At 51.8% G+C, this 15446-nt stretch carries 15 protein-coding genes; all 15 read right to left on the bottom strand.

Annotated elements, in window-relative coordinates; translation table 11 throughout:
- Positions 1–59: 59 nt before the first annotated feature.
- The 15 genes from pduL to JMF85_RS15535 all read right to left on the bottom strand — a co-directional run bounded on the left by pduL (position 60) and on the right by JMF85_RS15535 (position 15367).
- Entirely contained in the window at positions 60–632 is a 573-nt protein-coding gene (pduL, locus tag JMF85_RS15605) for a phosphate propanoyltransferase (protein ID WP_054799144.1), read from the bottom strand.
- Positions 633–738: 106 nt separating this feature from the next.
- The gene (locus tag JMF85_RS15600; RefSeq protein WP_054799143.1) at positions 739–1605 is read right to left on the bottom strand and encodes a 2-oxoacid:ferredoxin oxidoreductase subunit beta; all 867 of its coding nucleotides are present in this window, start codon (positions 1603–1605) and stop codon (positions 739–741) included.
- The gene (locus JMF85_RS15595; RefSeq protein ID WP_127604446.1) at positions 1593–3344 is read right to left on the bottom strand and encodes a 2-oxoacid:acceptor oxidoreductase subunit alpha; all 1752 of its coding nucleotides are present in this window, start codon (positions 3342–3344) and stop codon (positions 1593–1595) included. The genes JMF85_RS15600 and JMF85_RS15595 overlap by 13 nt, the downstream gene beginning before the upstream one ends.
- Before the next feature lie 225 nt (positions 3345–3569).
- Positions 3570–4520 (bottom strand): dipeptidase, encoded by a 951-nt coding sequence (locus JMF85_RS15590; protein ID WP_201318473.1) that lies wholly within the window; start codon positions 4518–4520, stop codon positions 3570–3572.
- A gap of 101 nt (positions 4521–4621) precedes the next feature.
- Positions 4622–4882 carry a stage V sporulation protein S gene (locus tag JMF85_RS15585; protein WP_006286829.1) on the bottom strand — a complete coding sequence of 87 codons (261 nt, stop codon included), beginning with the start codon at positions 4880–4882 and terminating at the stop codon, positions 4622–4624.
- A gap of 147 nt (positions 4883–5029) precedes the next feature.
- Positions 5030–5824, bottom strand: coding sequence for a TIGR00282 family metallophosphoesterase (locus JMF85_RS15580; RefSeq protein WP_054795807.1), 795 nt, complete (start codon positions 5822–5824; stop codon positions 5030–5032).
- A gap of 93 nt (positions 5825–5917) precedes the next feature.
- Positions 5918–7459 carry a ribonuclease Y gene (gene rny / locus JMF85_RS15575; protein ID WP_127604450.1) on the bottom strand — a complete coding sequence of 514 codons (1542 nt, stop codon included), beginning with the start codon at positions 7457–7459 and terminating at the stop codon, positions 5918–5920.
- Positions 7460–7703: 244 nt separating this feature from the next.
- The gene (locus JMF85_RS15570) at positions 7704–8408 is read right to left on the bottom strand and encodes a RecX family transcriptional regulator (protein ID WP_054795806.1); all 705 of its coding nucleotides are present in this window, start codon (positions 8406–8408) and stop codon (positions 7704–7706) included.
- 67 nt (positions 8409–8475) lie between these two features.
- The gene (gene recA, locus JMF85_RS15565) at positions 8476–9525 is read right to left on the bottom strand and encodes a recombinase RecA (protein ID WP_054795805.1); all 1050 of its coding nucleotides are present in this window, start codon (positions 9523–9525) and stop codon (positions 8476–8478) included.
- Between the two features lie 183 nt (positions 9526–9708).
- A complete protein-coding gene (locus tag JMF85_RS15560) occupies positions 9709–10953 on the bottom strand; it encodes a competence/damage-inducible protein A (RefSeq protein ID WP_201318472.1) in 1245 nt (414 codons plus the stop codon).
- 39 nt (positions 10954–10992) lie between these two features.
- A complete protein-coding gene (gene pgsA / locus JMF85_RS15555; protein WP_127604456.1) occupies positions 10993–11580 on the bottom strand; it encodes a CDP-diacylglycerol--glycerol-3-phosphate 3-phosphatidyltransferase in 588 nt (195 codons plus the stop codon).
- Complete coding sequence (rimO, locus tag JMF85_RS15550; protein WP_141333910.1) at positions 11577–12905, bottom strand: 30S ribosomal protein S12 methylthiotransferase RimO; 1329 nt, start codon at positions 12903–12905, stop codon at positions 11577–11579. Before rimO ends, pgsA begins: the two co-directional genes overlap by 4 nt.
- A gap of 143 nt (positions 12906–13048) precedes the next feature.
- Positions 13049–13540: a YajQ family cyclic di-GMP-binding protein gene (locus JMF85_RS15545; protein WP_127604460.1), complete on the bottom strand. Its 492-nt coding sequence runs from the start codon at positions 13538–13540 to the stop codon at positions 13049–13051.
- 106 nt (positions 13541–13646) lie between these two features.
- Positions 13647–14531: a helix-turn-helix domain-containing protein gene (locus tag JMF85_RS15540; RefSeq protein ID WP_127604462.1), complete on the bottom strand. Its 885-nt coding sequence runs from the start codon at positions 14529–14531 to the stop codon at positions 13647–13649.
- A 56-nt stretch (positions 14532–14587) separates the two neighbouring features.
- Complete coding sequence (locus tag JMF85_RS15535; protein ID WP_127604464.1) at positions 14588–15367, bottom strand: DUF3388 domain-containing protein; 780 nt, start codon at positions 15365–15367, stop codon at positions 14588–14590.
- Between the last annotated feature and the right edge of the window lie 79 nt (positions 15368–15446).

Genomic DNA, 15446 nt, shown 5'->3' with positions numbered 1-15446 from the left:
TACCCTTTATTATATCACTAGTACGGCACGTTTTTCAAAGAACTTGAATGAAAATCAGTCTATTCGGACAAAATCGTACCGACATCGCCTGTTGTCACACCCGCTGCGTTCGCTTCATCCGTATCGATATGCATATCGAGCGCAAATTGGTCGGACACGCGCGCGATCACTTGCTCGAACACAAGCGAGCGTTCGCCTTCCACACGCACCTTTAGCAGCTGCTTGTCCCGAATGCCCCATTTAGCCGCATCTGCGGTATGAAAATGAATGTGCCGTGCCGCGATAATAACGCCTTCCTGGAGTTCAACTTCCCCTTCCGGGCCGATCACCTTAATCCCCGGCGTGCCTTCGGTGCGCCCCGACTCGCGAACGGGGGGATTCATCCCCAGCGCAAACGCATCGGTCCGGGATACTTCCAGCTGCGAATGCGGACGTGCGGGGCCAAGGATCCGGACTTTATCGAATCGCCCCTTCGGACCGACAACGGCTACCGTTTCTTTGGCTGCATATTGACCCGGCTGCGAAAGCTCCTTTAATACCCTCAGTTCGTAGCCGGCTCCAAACAATACCTCGATATGCTCCGCCGATAAATGAATATGTCTCGCGGAAACGCCGATCGGTACTTGCTTCATGTCCCATCTCTCCTTGATCTTTCTATGGCTTCTCTTCCCCATTATACCCATCCGCAAAATAAAAAGCATACGGCTTGGGCCGTATGCTCGCGTACAATTCATGAAATTATTTGAATTCCGCCACCAATTTATCAAACTCTTGCTCGGTGAGCTGGAGATTCGCTTTATTAAGACCTTCCGGTTTGAATCCGGACACGAGGTCTTCATAGCTTTTCTTCGATTTGTCTTGGTAGATCAAACCGGTCACCAAGCTGTTCGTCTCCATGATTTTGTTCATCGCCATCACGCGGTTGGACGGATCGTAATCCGGTGTTTCTTCCAGGTCCACGATATTTTCCTTAAACCACTCGTATGTGTTCACTTTGTTGAACGTCACACACGGGCTGAATACGTTGATGAAGGAGAAGCCTTCGTGCTTCATGCCTGCTTCGATCAGCGAAGTCAGCTGTTTCAGGTTGCTGGAGAAAGATTGTGCGACGAACGTTGCGCCTGCAGCAAGCGCCACTTCAAGCGGCGACAAGGCGGATTCGATCGAACCGGCCGGTGTCGATTTCGTTTTGAAGCCTTCTGCCGAACGCGGCGATGTTTGACCTTTCGTCAACCCGTAAATTTGGTTGTCCATGACGATGTACGTAATGTTGATGTTACGGCGGATCGCATGGACCGTATGGCCCATCCCGATGGCGAAGCCGTCGCCGTCGCCGCCAGCAGCGATAACCGTCAGCTCGCGGTTAGCCATTTTCAGACCTTGCGCGATTGGAAGCGAACGACCGTGCACACCGTGGAATCCGTAAGCGTTAATATAGCCGGAAATACGGCCGGAGCATCCGATACCCGAGACAACGGCAAGCTGTTCAGGCTCAAGACCCACGCCGGCAGCCGCTCTTTGAATCGCCGCTTGTACGGAGAAGTCCCCGCACCCTGGACACCAGTTCGGTTTGATATTGTTGCGGAAGTCTTTTAACGTTGCCATACAAGGTTCAACTCCTGACAAAATTTTGTGATTTCGGCTGGCAAGAACGGATTTCCATCGTATTTCAGCATGCTTTTAATTTTATCGGCATATCCGACGTTCAATTTGATCAAGGAAGCGAGTTGGCCTGTTGCGTTGTTCTCTACGACAACGATTTGCTTCGCTTTCTCCAGATAAGGTTTCAGTTCCTCAACCGGGAACGGATGCAGCAAGCGCACCGTTACATGGTTCGTTTTCAAGCCTTCTTTAGTCAAACGGCCGCGAGCTTCGTCGATCGTACCGCCGATGGAGCCCATACCGATGATCAGCAGATCCGGCGTTTCATGCGGTGCATCCACGAGAATCGGGTTGTTGACTTTGATGTTTTTGAGTTTGCCCATCCGTTTGTCCATCATTTTCTTACGGTTGATCGGGCTTTCCGACGGACGGCCGTCTTGATCGTGCTCGACGCCCGTTACGTGGTGGATGCCGTATTTTTGGCCCGGCACGACGCGCGGCGAAACGCCGCTCTCGGTAAACTCATAACGCTTGAACATTTTGTTGTCTTCAAGCGGAGGAAGCTCTCCCGTTTGGAGCGAACCGCGTTTGATTTGTATTTTATTGTAATCAAGCAGCTCGCTCGTTTGTTTACCCAAGGAAAGCTGCAGGTCGGTCAGCAAAATGACAGGCACTTGATACTCTTCCGCCAGGTTGAACGCTTCGATCGTGTCATAGAAGCACTCTTCGATCGAGGAAGGCGACAAGACGATTTTCGGAATTTCACCGTGCGTGCCGTAGATCATCGCGAAGACGTCGGACTGCTCTTGCTTCGTCGGAAGACCTGTGGAAGGACCGCCGCGCTGCGTGTCGACGATAACGACAGGCGTTTCTGTCATACCGGCCAAGCCGATGGCTTCCATCATCAAGGAAAGACCAGGACCTGCCGAAGCCGTCAGGGCGCGTACGCCGCCGTAGTTAGCGCCGATCGCCATCGTACATGCCGCGATCTCGTCCTCGGTTTGAATCACTGTACCGCCGAATTTCGGAAGCGTTTTGATCAGATACTCCATGATTTCGGAAGCCGGCGTGATTGGGTATGCAGGCATGAAACGGCAGCCTGCAGCGACCGCGCCCAAGCCGATAGCGTCATTCCCGATCATAAACAGCTTCTGTCTGCCGTCTGCAGGTTCCAATTGGAATTCCGGCAGTGGTCCTCCAGTCAAATTCAGAACGAACTCCGCCGCTTTGCGAACCGCTTCGATGTTCTTCTCGACGACAGCCGGACCTTTACGTCCGAATTCTTCTTCTACTGCTTTATTAAACACTTCAAGCGGCAAGCCGAGCAAAGCCCAAGATGCGCCGGAAGCGGCCATGTTCTTAAATAAGGAAGTGCCAAGCTCTTCGGCGATTGCCGTAATCGGAACCGGGAACAGTCTTGCTTTTACGCCTTCAGGTACGACAGGATTCACTTTTGCATCGGCGATAATAACGCCGTTCTCACGCAGCTCATGCGCATTTACATCGATCGTTTCTTGGTCAAAAGCCACGAGAATGTCCAAATCGTCGGAAATCGCACGAATCGGTTTCGTACTGATTCTGATTTTGTTGTTCGTATGTCCGCCTTTAATCCTCGAGGAAAAATGACGGTATCCATACAAGTAATACCCCAGTCTGGTCAAAGCTGTAGAGAAAATTTTGTCGGTACTCTCCACGCCTTCCCCCTGCTGTCCTCCGACTTTCCAAGATAATTGGCTAATCACCGTTGTCCACTCCTTTTAAATTCGCTGCCATTGCAGCTACCCCTTGATCGGTCCGAAAGACGATCAAACCACGATAGATCTTTCAGGTGTCACCCAAATTTTAAGTCGTCAAGAGGTAAATTGCAAGGGTTTTAACCCAATTGTAAAGATAGTTATTTTAGATCATATCCATATCAAATAGAGAATAGTTTAATGGTCTTGTATCTAGAAAACAGATGTTAAGTTTTAGTGAACCGGCAAATAGGCCTGTAACAACGAGTGCCAATTGGCATAAAGAAATCGGTTCACTTGTTCGTCCGAATAACGTTTGGCCAACGCTTCGACCAGCCGCGGGAATTGTCCCGCATGCTCCAGCTGCGGAATCCAGCGGTCAATTCCATCGAAGTCTGATCCGAACGCCACCTGCCGTTCGCCTCCCAATGCGCAAATATAATCGATATGTTTGAGCAAGTCGTCAATCGTCGCACCCCCTTGACTCTTGACGAACCAAGGAACGAACGTGATTCCGATCCGCCCGTCGCGGCGAATGATTTCGCGGATTTGGCTGTCATCCAGGTTGCGCGGATGCCCGCATATCGCCTTCGCATTGGAATGCGACGCTACGAAGGGCAAGCGCGCGGTGTCGGCCAGATCCCAAAAAGCCGCCACCGATAAATGAGAAGCATCCATTAGAATGCCCAGTTCGTCACATTCTTTAATAAAGGTTTTTCCCTTCCTGGAAAAGCCTGCTTGCCGCGGCTCCAAAACACCGTCAGCCGCCCAATTCGCGTAGTTCCACGTCGTGCCGATCATCCGCACGCCCAGCTCGTACAACGTCCGCAAATAAAGCGGATTGCCGTGTAAGGCATCCGCTCCTTCCAACGTCAACAGCGCGCCGCGCTGCTTGCCGTTCATCACCGCCTCCAAATCGCCTCGATTCTTAATCGGACGGATGCGACCGTCCGATGCGACTTTCCTGTAGAAAATGGAGATGTATTCCAAGTAATAGTCAAAATGAGGGACGGTTATACGTTCCGGTAAATAAATTGCAAAAAATTGCACTTTTATATTGGAACGGCACATTCGCTCATACGTCACGTCTAATCCGCTGAGGCTCGTACCGTAGAAATCAAGCGCTCGGTTTTCAAACAATTTGTATAACACGTCGCAATGTCCGTCGATGACGATCCTGGTCACGATCTCTCATCCTCCCTCTCTTCGCCTGCCGGCGCACAGCCCAAAAAAACCTGTCTACGGCGTAAACAGGCGTTTGGGTTTATGATATGAACGTATATGAACTATCTCGGCTCCACGATCAGCTTGATCGCCGTGCGATCTTCACCGTCAATGACAATATCGGTAAACGCTGGTATGCAAATCAAATCAACCCCGCTGGGAGCCACAAATCCTCGGGCGATCGCTACCGCTTTAATAGCTTGATTAAGCGCCCCTGCGCCGATAGCCTGGAGCTCCGCCGCCCCACGTTCACGCAACACTCCGGCAAGTGCGCCAGCAACGGAATTTGGGTTGGATTTTGCTGAAACCTTTAATACTTCCATGAAAAGTACCTCCTCGGGAATGATGATAGCTTCCAGTACTAATCATATTCTAGGAATTTGCGGTTAATTCCTTCTAACCGAAAGTGGTATTTTCGAAAATATTTGAATTGTTTGTCAATTTAGAAAAAGCGGCAAGGAGCAAGCCGCCTATTCGAACAACAGGTCTTCTTCATTCATCCGGATCAGCTGCATCTTCTGACCGAGTCCGGTCGTCGGATTCAAGTCGATACAGACGGCGTGGAAGTGCCACTGGCCTTCATCCACGACGAACCGGGACGGCAGCTGGGTCATAAATTTATATAAAACAGCCGTCCGCTCCATGCCCAGAATACCGTCACGGGGTCCCACCATGCCGACATCGGTCAAATAGGCCGTTCCTTGCGGGAAAATGCGCTCGTCATGCGTTTGCACATGCGTATGCGTACCGACCACGGCCGACACGCGGCCGTCCAAATGCCAGCCCATAGCCAGCTTCTCCGACGTTGCCTCGGCATGGAAGTCAACGAATATGTACGGCGTTCGTTTACGCGCCGCCTCTACCAATTCGTCGGCTTTCGCGAAGGGACAATCCAGCGGCGGCAGGAACGTGCGTCCCATCAGATTGATGATCGCCAGCTCCTTGTCTTTGGTCTTTACGAATGTCAATCCTTTGCCCGGTGTGCCAGCCGGATAATTGGCCGGCCGGACAATCCGGTCGTCCCCATCGATAAATTCAAAGATGTCCTTCTGATCCCACGTATGATTCCCCATCGTAATCCCCTGAACGCCAAGCTCGTAAAATTCGCGCGTAATCGCCGACGTAATGCCGCGGCCCGCCGCTGCGTTCTCTCCGTTCACGACAATCCAGGTCGGGTTGTATTTCAATTTCAGCTTCGGCAAGCACGTCTTTAGCGCCTTGCGTCCGACCGAGCCTACGATGTCTCCAATAAATAACAGTCTAATGTTCGTAACCCCCTATACATGCTCATCGGTCTACCTAATGAAAGAGAAGTGGCTGTGTCGGCCACTTCTCTTTCGGATTGTGCTGCTCTCAGGTTATTTGGCATATTCTACGGCACGCGTCTCACGAATGACCGTCACTTTAATATGACCCGGATAATCGAGTTCGCTCTCGATTTTCTTCGTAATATCCCGAGCCAATCGGAACGCCTCGGTGTCGTCCACTTTCTCCGGTTGGACCATGACGCGAACCTCACGCCCCGCTTGAATGGCAAAAGATTTCTCTACGCCATCGAACGATTCCGAGATTTCCTCAAGCTTCTCGAGACGACGGATGTACGTCTCCAGCGTTTCTCTGCGCGCACCCGGTCTTGCTGCGGACAAAGCATCCGCTGCGCCGACGAGCATGGCGATGACCGATGTCGCTTCCGTATCGCCGTGATGCGAGGCGATACTGTTAATAACGACTGGATGTTCTTTGTACTTCTTGGCGATCTCCACGCCGATCTCCACGTGCGAGCCTTCCACTTCGTGATCCAGCGCTTTCCCGATGTCATGAAGAAGTCCGGCACGTTTCGCCAATGTCACGTCTTCTCCGAGCTCTCCTGCCATCAGTCCTGCGAGGTAAGCGACCTCCATGGAATGCTTCAGCACGTTCTGACCGTAGCTGGTACGGAATTTCAGACGACCCAGAATTTTGATCAGATCCGGGTGGAGTCCGTGTACGCCGGTTTCGAAAGTCGCTTGCTCGCCGTACTCGCGAATCCGCTCGTCCACTTCTTTGCGGGACTTCTCCACCATTTCTTCGATTCGAGCCGGGTGAATACGTCCGTCGGCTACGAGCTTCTCAAGCGACGTACGCGCAATTTCACGGCGAATCGGATCGAAGCCGGACAAGATAACCGCTTCCGGCGTATCGTCGATAATGAGGTCGATACCGGTCAATGTTTCCAGTGCCCGGATGTTACGGCCTTCTCTACCGATAATGCGCCCTTTCATTTCTTCGTTAGGAAGCGCAACAACGGATACGGTGGTTTCGGCCACATGATCCGCGGCGCATCTTTGGATGGCCAAAGTAATAATGTCTCTGGCCTTCTTGTCGCCTTCTTCTTTGGCTTGTTGTTCGATTTCTTTAATCAATTGCGCGGTTTCATGGCGAACTTCCCGCTCCACGTTCGTCAAGATGATCTGTTTCGCATCATCCATCGTCAACGAGGAAATTCGCTCCAACTCAGAAACTTGATCACGATAAATCTGATCAATTTGCGCTTGGGTTTCTTCGATTCGTTTCTCCTTGTTGGCGACCTGCTCTTCTTTTTTCTCAAGAGATTCTAATTTTTTATCCAGCGATTCCTCTTTTTGCAACAGTCGTCTCTCTTGTCGTTGTGTTTCGTTTCGACGTTCACGAATGTCTTTTTCAGCTTCGGTTCTGAGCTTGTGAATTTCGTCCTTCGCTTCCAGAACCGTTTCCTTTTTCAGTGCCTCCGCTTCTTTGCGAGCGTTGTCGATGATCTGCTGTGCGGCATGTTCAGCACTTGAAATTTTCGCCTCTGCAAGGGACTTGCGGATAAAATAACCGATCCCGAAGCATAGTACACCAACAACGAGAACAATCAGGATCCAGATGATCGGTTCCATCCAGTTCACCTCCCTCGTTGTTTCTCCAAGGGGTAAGCTTGGGATAATCAGGTTGTTTAATCCATTCTACATACGTTAGAAAAAGTAAAAATTGGCGATTTTACTTTGCGAATCGTCTCCTTGGGCTGTCAAGGAATGATTCTGTATATGATGAATATACATGATTATTTTATAGTTTGGTCAAGAAGCTTGTCAAGCTGTTGGCCTTCGCCCCCTATCTAAATAGGATAAATATTTAATCGGATCACTCATATTCCGAAAGATCCAACTCCGCCAAGTCATCATCGTCCATGCTGCGCTGCGGCATTTTGCCCAGAACTTGTTGAACGACGGTTAACGTGTACCCTCTGCGCTGCAAGAAGGAAGCGATTTTCCGCCGGGCTTTCGACGGGTCTTCCTCCCACTCCCGCTTGTAACGTCTGGAAACGAGCGCGTAGGCCGCCTCCCGCTCCGTCTCCGCGTCCACTCCGGCAAGAGCCGTTTCGATATGCTCGTTGGGTACGCCCTTTTGCTTCAATTCCTGTTTGATCCAGTGACGCCCTTTCTTTTGCGATTGCGAACGCTGCTTCGCCATTTGTTCCGCAAACAAAGCGTCATTCAAGTACCCTTCCGTTCTCAGCCGTGAGATCACGTCTTCGATGACATCCGGCTGAAATTCCTTTTCCTTCAGCCGCGAACGCATCTCGTGTTCGGAGCGAAGCCGGCTCGCCAGCAATCGAACAGCGCTCAAGTAAGCCTTATGCCTCTCTTCAGCCGCCAGAATCCGTTCCATCTCCGCAGACTCCACCTGCGCACCCTTTAAGAGCCGGTACTTGATCATAATGTCCTCATGGACGGAAAAAGCCAACTTATCGTCGATGAAAACATTGTACCGCTGCTGAGCTCTCGCCTGACGCTCCACTTTCGTAATAAAACCGCCCAGCGGTGCGCTTTCTTGATAACCGGTCATCCATACTACCTCCACAAGAAACGGCGAAAAGGCACCCTCCTGCTAAGAAAAGGTGCCTTAAGCCGATTTATTCGAGTACTGCCAAATCCTCTTCTTCCTCTTCATCATCGTCCGTATTCGGTCCGACTACTGCAACCAAATTGCTTGTTTCCCGAATTTTCTTCTCGATCGCATCCGCCAGATGCGGATTTTCCTTCAAGAATTGCTTCGCGTTCTCACGGCCTTGACCAAGACGCTCGCCACTGTAGGAATACCACGCGCCGCTCTTCTGGATAATATCCATTTCTGTCGCGATGTCGACGATGCTGCCCTCTTTGGAAATTCCTTCGCCGTACATGATATCGATCTCCGCTTGTTTGAACGGCGGCGCTACTTTATTCTTAACGACTTTAATCTTCGTCCGGTTACCGACCATATCGTTGCCTTGCTTGATCGTTTCTACGCGGCGAACGTCCAAACGTACGGAAGAATAAAACTTGAGCGCCCGTCCGCCGGGGGTCGTCTCCGGGTTCCCGAACATGACGCCGACTTTCTCGCGCAGCTGGTTGATGAAGATGGCGATCGTCTTCGACTTGTTGATCGCTCCGGACAGCTTACGCAGCGCTTGCGACATCAGACGCGCTTGCAGCCCGACGTGCGAATCCCCCATCTCCCCTTCGATCTCCGCTCTCGGCACGAGCGCGGCTACGGAGTCGATGACGATGATGTCGACCGCGCCGCTTCGTACGAGCGCTTCCGCGATCTCGAGCGCCTGTTCGCCCGTATCGGGCTGTGACAGGAGCAGTTCGTCGATGTTGATGCCAAGCTTGCTTGCATAGAGCGGATCAAGAGCGTGCTCCGCATCGATGAATGCCGCCGTGCCGCCTACCTTCTGCACTTCCGCGATGGCATGCAGCGCTACGGTCGTTTTACCTGAAGACTCCGGTCCGTAAACTTCTATAATTCTACCGCGCGGATAACCGCCGATACCGAGCGCGATATCGAGCGCAAGCGAGCCGCTTGGAATAGTTTCCACTTGCATGTGGGTAGATTCACCCAGTTTCATAATCGACCCTTTACCAAACTGCTTCTCGATTTGACGAAGGGCATTTTCCAGTGCTGCGCGACGATCCGTCAAGAGACTCACTTCCCTCTTCTATATTCTCTTATGTTTCCATCATAACGGTTTTCATAACCTTTGCCAAGGTTTTTCTCGAACATATATTCGCATCTTGGTCCAAATAAAAACCGTAACAAGGTTTAAAGTTGTTACGGTGCTTCCGCGTAAATCTATTATACTTTATTTTCTAGTGAGCGGCAACTACGATTTTAGCCGTTCCCACAGCTGATAGAGCGTGCTTTTGGACGCGCGCAGCTTGATTGTCGAGCGGTTGCCCCATGCTTGCAGCTCAACCGCCGCCGCCTCGCCCCCGCCCGCAATCCCGACATACACCAAGCCAACCGGCTTGCCTTCCGATTCCGAGGGTCCTGCCACGCCGGTGACGGATAGTCCGTAATCGGCCCCGCACAAAGTCCGTACGGCCTCCGCCATCCGGATCGCCGTTTCCGCGCTGACGGCTCCGGGAGCTCCCTCGCCTTCGAGCTCGTTCAAGGGAATGCCGAGCACGCGGTGTTTCACCTGGTTCGTATAACTGATCACCCCGCCGGCGAAAGCGTTCGAGCTGCCCGGTACGGCCGTCAGCAAATCGCTGAGCTGTCCTCCGGTGCAGCTTTCGGCCACGGCGAGTGTTTGGCCGCGGGAAGCGAGCTCCCGCAAGAGGAATTCTTCGAGCGAGATGTCTTCTGCCGCATAGATGAAGCCTCCGAGCCGGCGGCGTATCTCATCCTCCAGCGGTTTAAGCTTCCGTGCGGCTTCCTGCGCGCTTCCTGCGCGCGTCGTTAACCGAATGGCCACCTCGCCTTCCTTGGCGTAAGGCGCTATCGTAGGATCCGTCTGCGCGTCGATCAAATCGATCAGTTGATGCTCCAGCGACGACTCGCCGATGCCTGCAAACTTGAGCATGGTCGAATGAAGCGCCTCCAGGCCTTCGACATTCGCTTCTAACCACGGTTTGACCTGAAGCTCGAACATCGGCTTCATTTCGCTCGGCGGACCCGGCAGAAGCACGTAGCGCGTGCCGTCCACCGTTAAGGCGACGCCCACCGCAAGGCCCGTTTCGTTCGCCAGGGGATCGCTCCCTTCCAGCATCAGCGCCTGCCGGGCGTTGCTCTCGACCATCGGCATGTTTCGTTTGGCGAACAGCTCCTTCATTTTGTCCATCGAAGGCTGGTGGATCACCAGCGGCCGTCCAAGCACCTCGGCAAGCACATCCTTCGTTATGTCGTCCTGCGTAGGCCCCAGACCGCCCGTGCAAATAATCAAGTCGGCCCGGCTCTTCGCAAGCGCAAGCGATTCCTTGATCCGTCCGGCATTGTCACCGACGACCGTATGAAAATATACGCCGATGCCCAGGTCGGCCAAGCCTTTAGATAAAAACTGCGCGTTCGTATTGGCGATTTGACCCATCAGCAGCTCCGTGCCGACGGCGATAATTTCCGCTCTCATCCTATTCCCCTCCGGATACAACAAAAACAATAGGTCGCCCTACTGTTTCTTGTCGTCGAAATTGATAACGTGTTTGTTTTTAATAAAATAATCGAAGCCGGAATAAAGCGTAATAATTGCAGCTATCCAGCTGGCTACGAGATCGAAACGGAAATCGATGAAAGCAAACGGGAAGTTGTTGATAAGAAGCGCAATAATCGCCGTGATTTGCGTCGCCGTCTTCCACTTGCCCCATTTGCTTGCAGCCATGACGGTGCCTTCCAGCAGAGCGATTTGACGCAGGCCGGTGACTGCAAACTCCCGGCTGATGATCACAATCGCAATCCAGGCGTCCAGTTTATCCATCTCGACCAGAGAGATGAGTACGGCGGATACGAGCAGCTTGTCGGCAAGCGGGTCCAGAAGCTTGCCCAGATTCGTGACAAGCTTCCGTTTTCTCGCGATATAACCGTCAAGGCTGTCCGTGCTGGCCGCAATAATAAAGATCAGCGCAGCGATAATCTGATTGTACGTAATCGTAAATTGCTCGATCCGGACATGCGGGAATTTGACGTTAATGAGCAGGAAGAACATGATGATCGGTACTAAAAAAATTCTCGCCAACGTAATCCGGTTGGCTAAATTCATGCCACAACCTCCCCGGACAGATCAAATTCGAACGAATGCGTAATGCGAACCTTGGCAATTTCGCCGATCTGCAAATCGGCGCCGCGGGCAAACACCTCGCCGTCGATTTCCGGCGCGTCGAACTGCGAACGCCCGACATAAACATCGTTCCGGCCGTCGTATTTTTCGATCAGCACGTCGATCACTTGGCCGATCCGATCGCTGTTGCGTTCATTCGAGATTTCACGCTGTATTTCCATCAGCACGTTGGCCCGGTATTCCTTCACGTCGTCTGCCACTTGATCCGGCAACCGGGATGCCGGCGTATCCTCTTCCTTCGAATAGGTAAAGACGCCTAGCCGGTCGAACTTTACTTCGCGAACGAACGCTTTGAGCTTCTCGAAGTCTTCGTCCGTCTCTCCCGGGAAACCGACGATAATCGAGGTGCGCAGCGATACGCCCGGAATGCGGTCGCGGATTTTGCGGATCAGCTCCCGCGCGTCGCGCTGCCGTCCCGGACGGCGCATCCGCTTCAGGATGCCGTCCTCGCTGTGCTGCAGAGGCATGTCGATATATTTGCAAATTTTCGGATTGCCGGCAATCGTCTCGATCAGCTCATCGGTGAAAAATCCCGGATAAGCGTAATGCAGCCGAACCCACTCGATGCCCGGCACTTCGCTGACGCGGTTCATAAGTTCAGGCAGCTTGAACGAATCGTAAAGATCCGTACCGTAATTGGTCGAATCTTGCGCGATCAGGCTGATTTCCTTGACCCCTTGCGCGGCGAGCTGGGCCACTTCGTCCAAAATTGATTCGATGCTGCGGCTGCGGAACTTGCCCCGCATGATCGGGATACTGCAGAACGTACAGGCGTTATCGCAGCCTTCAGCAATCTTCACATAAGCCGTATAACGAGGAGTGGACAAACGGCGCGGCAGCTTCTTCTCATAGTTAAACACCGGGTTACCGACAAAGATCGGTTTTTTCCCGGCCAGCGCTTCATCAATAATGTCGTTGATTTTATCGAAATCACCCGTTCCGACGATGCCGTCGATCTCCGGCATCTCGTTCATCAATTCCTTCTTATAGCGCTGAGTCAAGCAACCGGAAACGATCAAAGCTTTCAAATTCGCGGTTTCTTTCAGTTCCGCCATATCGAGAATCGTATTCACCGACTCTTCCTTCGCCGCGTCGATGAAGCCGCACGTGTTGACGATGATAATGGTCGCTTCTTCCTTCTCGGCTACGAGCTGGTACCCGCGTTCATGGACGAGGCCGGACATAATCTCGGAATCGACCAAATTTTTCTCACAGCCCAGGGTAACCACTTTGACTTTCTCTGTCATGAAATTTCCTCCAAAACGGCATGAAGCCTTTTACTTCTAATTGGGTCTGCTACAAGTATAATATACTCCCGCAAACAGTGTCAAAAACACGAAAAACCTTGCAGGTCTTAGAATCCGCAAGGTTTAAAGCCTACTCTGTGCCGTTAACGGAAATTGATGAACTGCAGCTCCAGCGGCAAATCGGCTTTGCGAAGCAGCTGCATGACTTGCTGAAGATCGTCTTTACTCTTTCCGGTGACCCGAATTTGATCGCCTTGAATTTGACTTTTCACCTTCAGCTTCGAATCACGAATCAGGATATTGATTTTTTTGGCAATGTCTTGATCGATGCCCTGCTTGACTTTAATCCGCTGGCGCACCGTGCTGTTCGCGGCCGGCTCAACCTTGCCGTATTCTAAATTTTTCAACGAGATGCCCCGCTTGGCCATCTTGGATTGCAGAATGTCGAGCACGTTCTGCAGCTTGAAATCGTCGTCCGAGACGACGACAAGCTCTTCCTTTTCCAAGGTGATGCTGCTCTTGCTGCCCTTGAAATCGAAGCGTGTGGCGATCTCTTTCTCCGCCTGGTTGATCGCATTGTTCATTTCCTGCATATCAAGCTTGGATACGATATCGAATGAATTTTCACTGCTCATGAATCGAACTTCCTTCCCGTCAAAATTTTACCAGTTTTTATTGTAACAAAAAAGACACCCTCTGCACAAAGGCAGCGCGTGTCTCCTTGGATGCCCGCCGATGCGGCTACGATTTCAGGAAGTCCACCTGCACGTTCTTCACGTTGGCCTGATTGCCGACCGGATAGCTTTGACCGTTAATGACAATCTCCATGGCGCTGGCTTTGCCAAAACGTAAATAAGCCGGATTGGCAAGTTCCCAACTTTTCACTTCCCCATTCTTCAATATTCCTTCGTGCAGCTGTTGGCGGCTTGTGCCGAGCTCGTCGATCTTCATCCAACACTCGTCGCCGACTACCTTCACCTCGATCTTGAGCTTATCGGTTCCGCTGACCGCATAAAAATCGGTCCCCCGCTCACTCTTGACCAGCTTCACTTCGTTCTTAGGCTCAGGCGCAGGCGCGACCGGCGCCGCTGCAATCGGCTCGGGCTGCGTTTGCGCGAGCTGTCCGCCGCCGTTTGCCCCCGTGCCCGGGGTTCCCCCGTTATCCGTTTTTGGCGCGGCCGGCTCGATCTTATCGGTAATCTGCTTCGGCAAATTGTTGCTGGCGTCGCTCGTGCCCTTGTAGTTGATGCTCATAAAGTAATAAATAATCCCCAAAATAAGGACGACAAAAGAGATCACCATGATGTTGGAGGCCCATTTGCCGATACGTTCCGTATTTCGGGTCGTCGATGTGCGCGTCGTGCGGATCGGCTCAACCTTCTCCGTTTCCGTCGCAGGAATGACATTCTGATACATCTGCAGCACTTCGTTCGGATCGAGCCCTACGGCTTCGGCATAGCTCTTGATAAATGCGCGCACATAAAAATTGCCGGGCAGCACTTTGTAGTTGCCTTCTTCGATCGCTTCCAAATAGCGCTTGCGGATTTTGGTCACTTCCTGCAAATCTTCAAGCGAAATCTTCTTTTCCATTCTCGCTTTCTTCAATAACAGACCGAGATCGGTCACGCTTGTCACCCCTTCCCGTTATGAGTCGTATGCTTTGAACCTTTAGCCGGACATCCTCAATAGGAATCGAAACCGCCGGTAAAACTTTCATAAGTAATCTCTTCATCAGGCGTCGTGCGCAGTTCGACGATGCAGTCGAAATGATCATACGTATATTCCGATTCCCGGATGAAAATATCCGGATGCTCGATCACTTTTGTGGACGGCATGCCCATAATGTCCTGGAGCAGCCCGTAATGCTTCTCGTTGGAACGCAGCGTGGATACGATACCGTCGATAATGAACACGTTGTTCGGGTTCATCTCGTCCTCGGACAGCTGACTGCGCACCGTCTGGCGAAGCAAGGTCGAAGAAACGAACGTCCACCGTTTGTTCGCGCACACGCTGCCGGCAATGATGGACTCGGTTTTCCCTACCCTTGGCATCCCGCGCAAGCCGACAACATGATTGCCATCCCGCTTGAACACTTCGCCAAGAAAATCGACCAAAAGTCCTAGTTCGTCGCGCGTAAAGCGGAACGTCTTCTTATCGTCCGAGTCGCGTTCGATATAACGGCCGTGACGTACCGCCAAAATGTCAACCAATTTGGGCGTACGAAGAGCCGTTATAGTTATATTATCCACTTTTTTTAACATTTTACCCATTAATTCCACTTTTTCTTCATCATTCGTTTGCAGCAGCATGCCGCGTGTACGGTCTTCCACCCCGTTGATCGTCACGATGTTGATGTCGAGCATCCCCATCAAAGAAGCGATATCGCCCAGCAAGCCTGGACGGTTCTTATGTATTCTATACTCCATATACCATTGCTTCTTATCGTTATTTTCGTTCGTCATGTCCGTTCTCCGATCATAGAATGTTAGGTTTTGTACAAATGGGGATACGAAAAATATTCTACAATATTCGATAAATTCC

Origin of the sequence: Paenibacillus sp. EPM92 (genome assembly GCF_016586185.1) — a bacterium.
GTDB classification, from domain to species: Bacteria; Bacillota; Bacilli; order Paenibacillales; family NBRC-103111; genus Paenibacillus_G; species Paenibacillus_G validus.
This window is presented reverse-complemented; position numbering and strand designations above follow the sequence as displayed.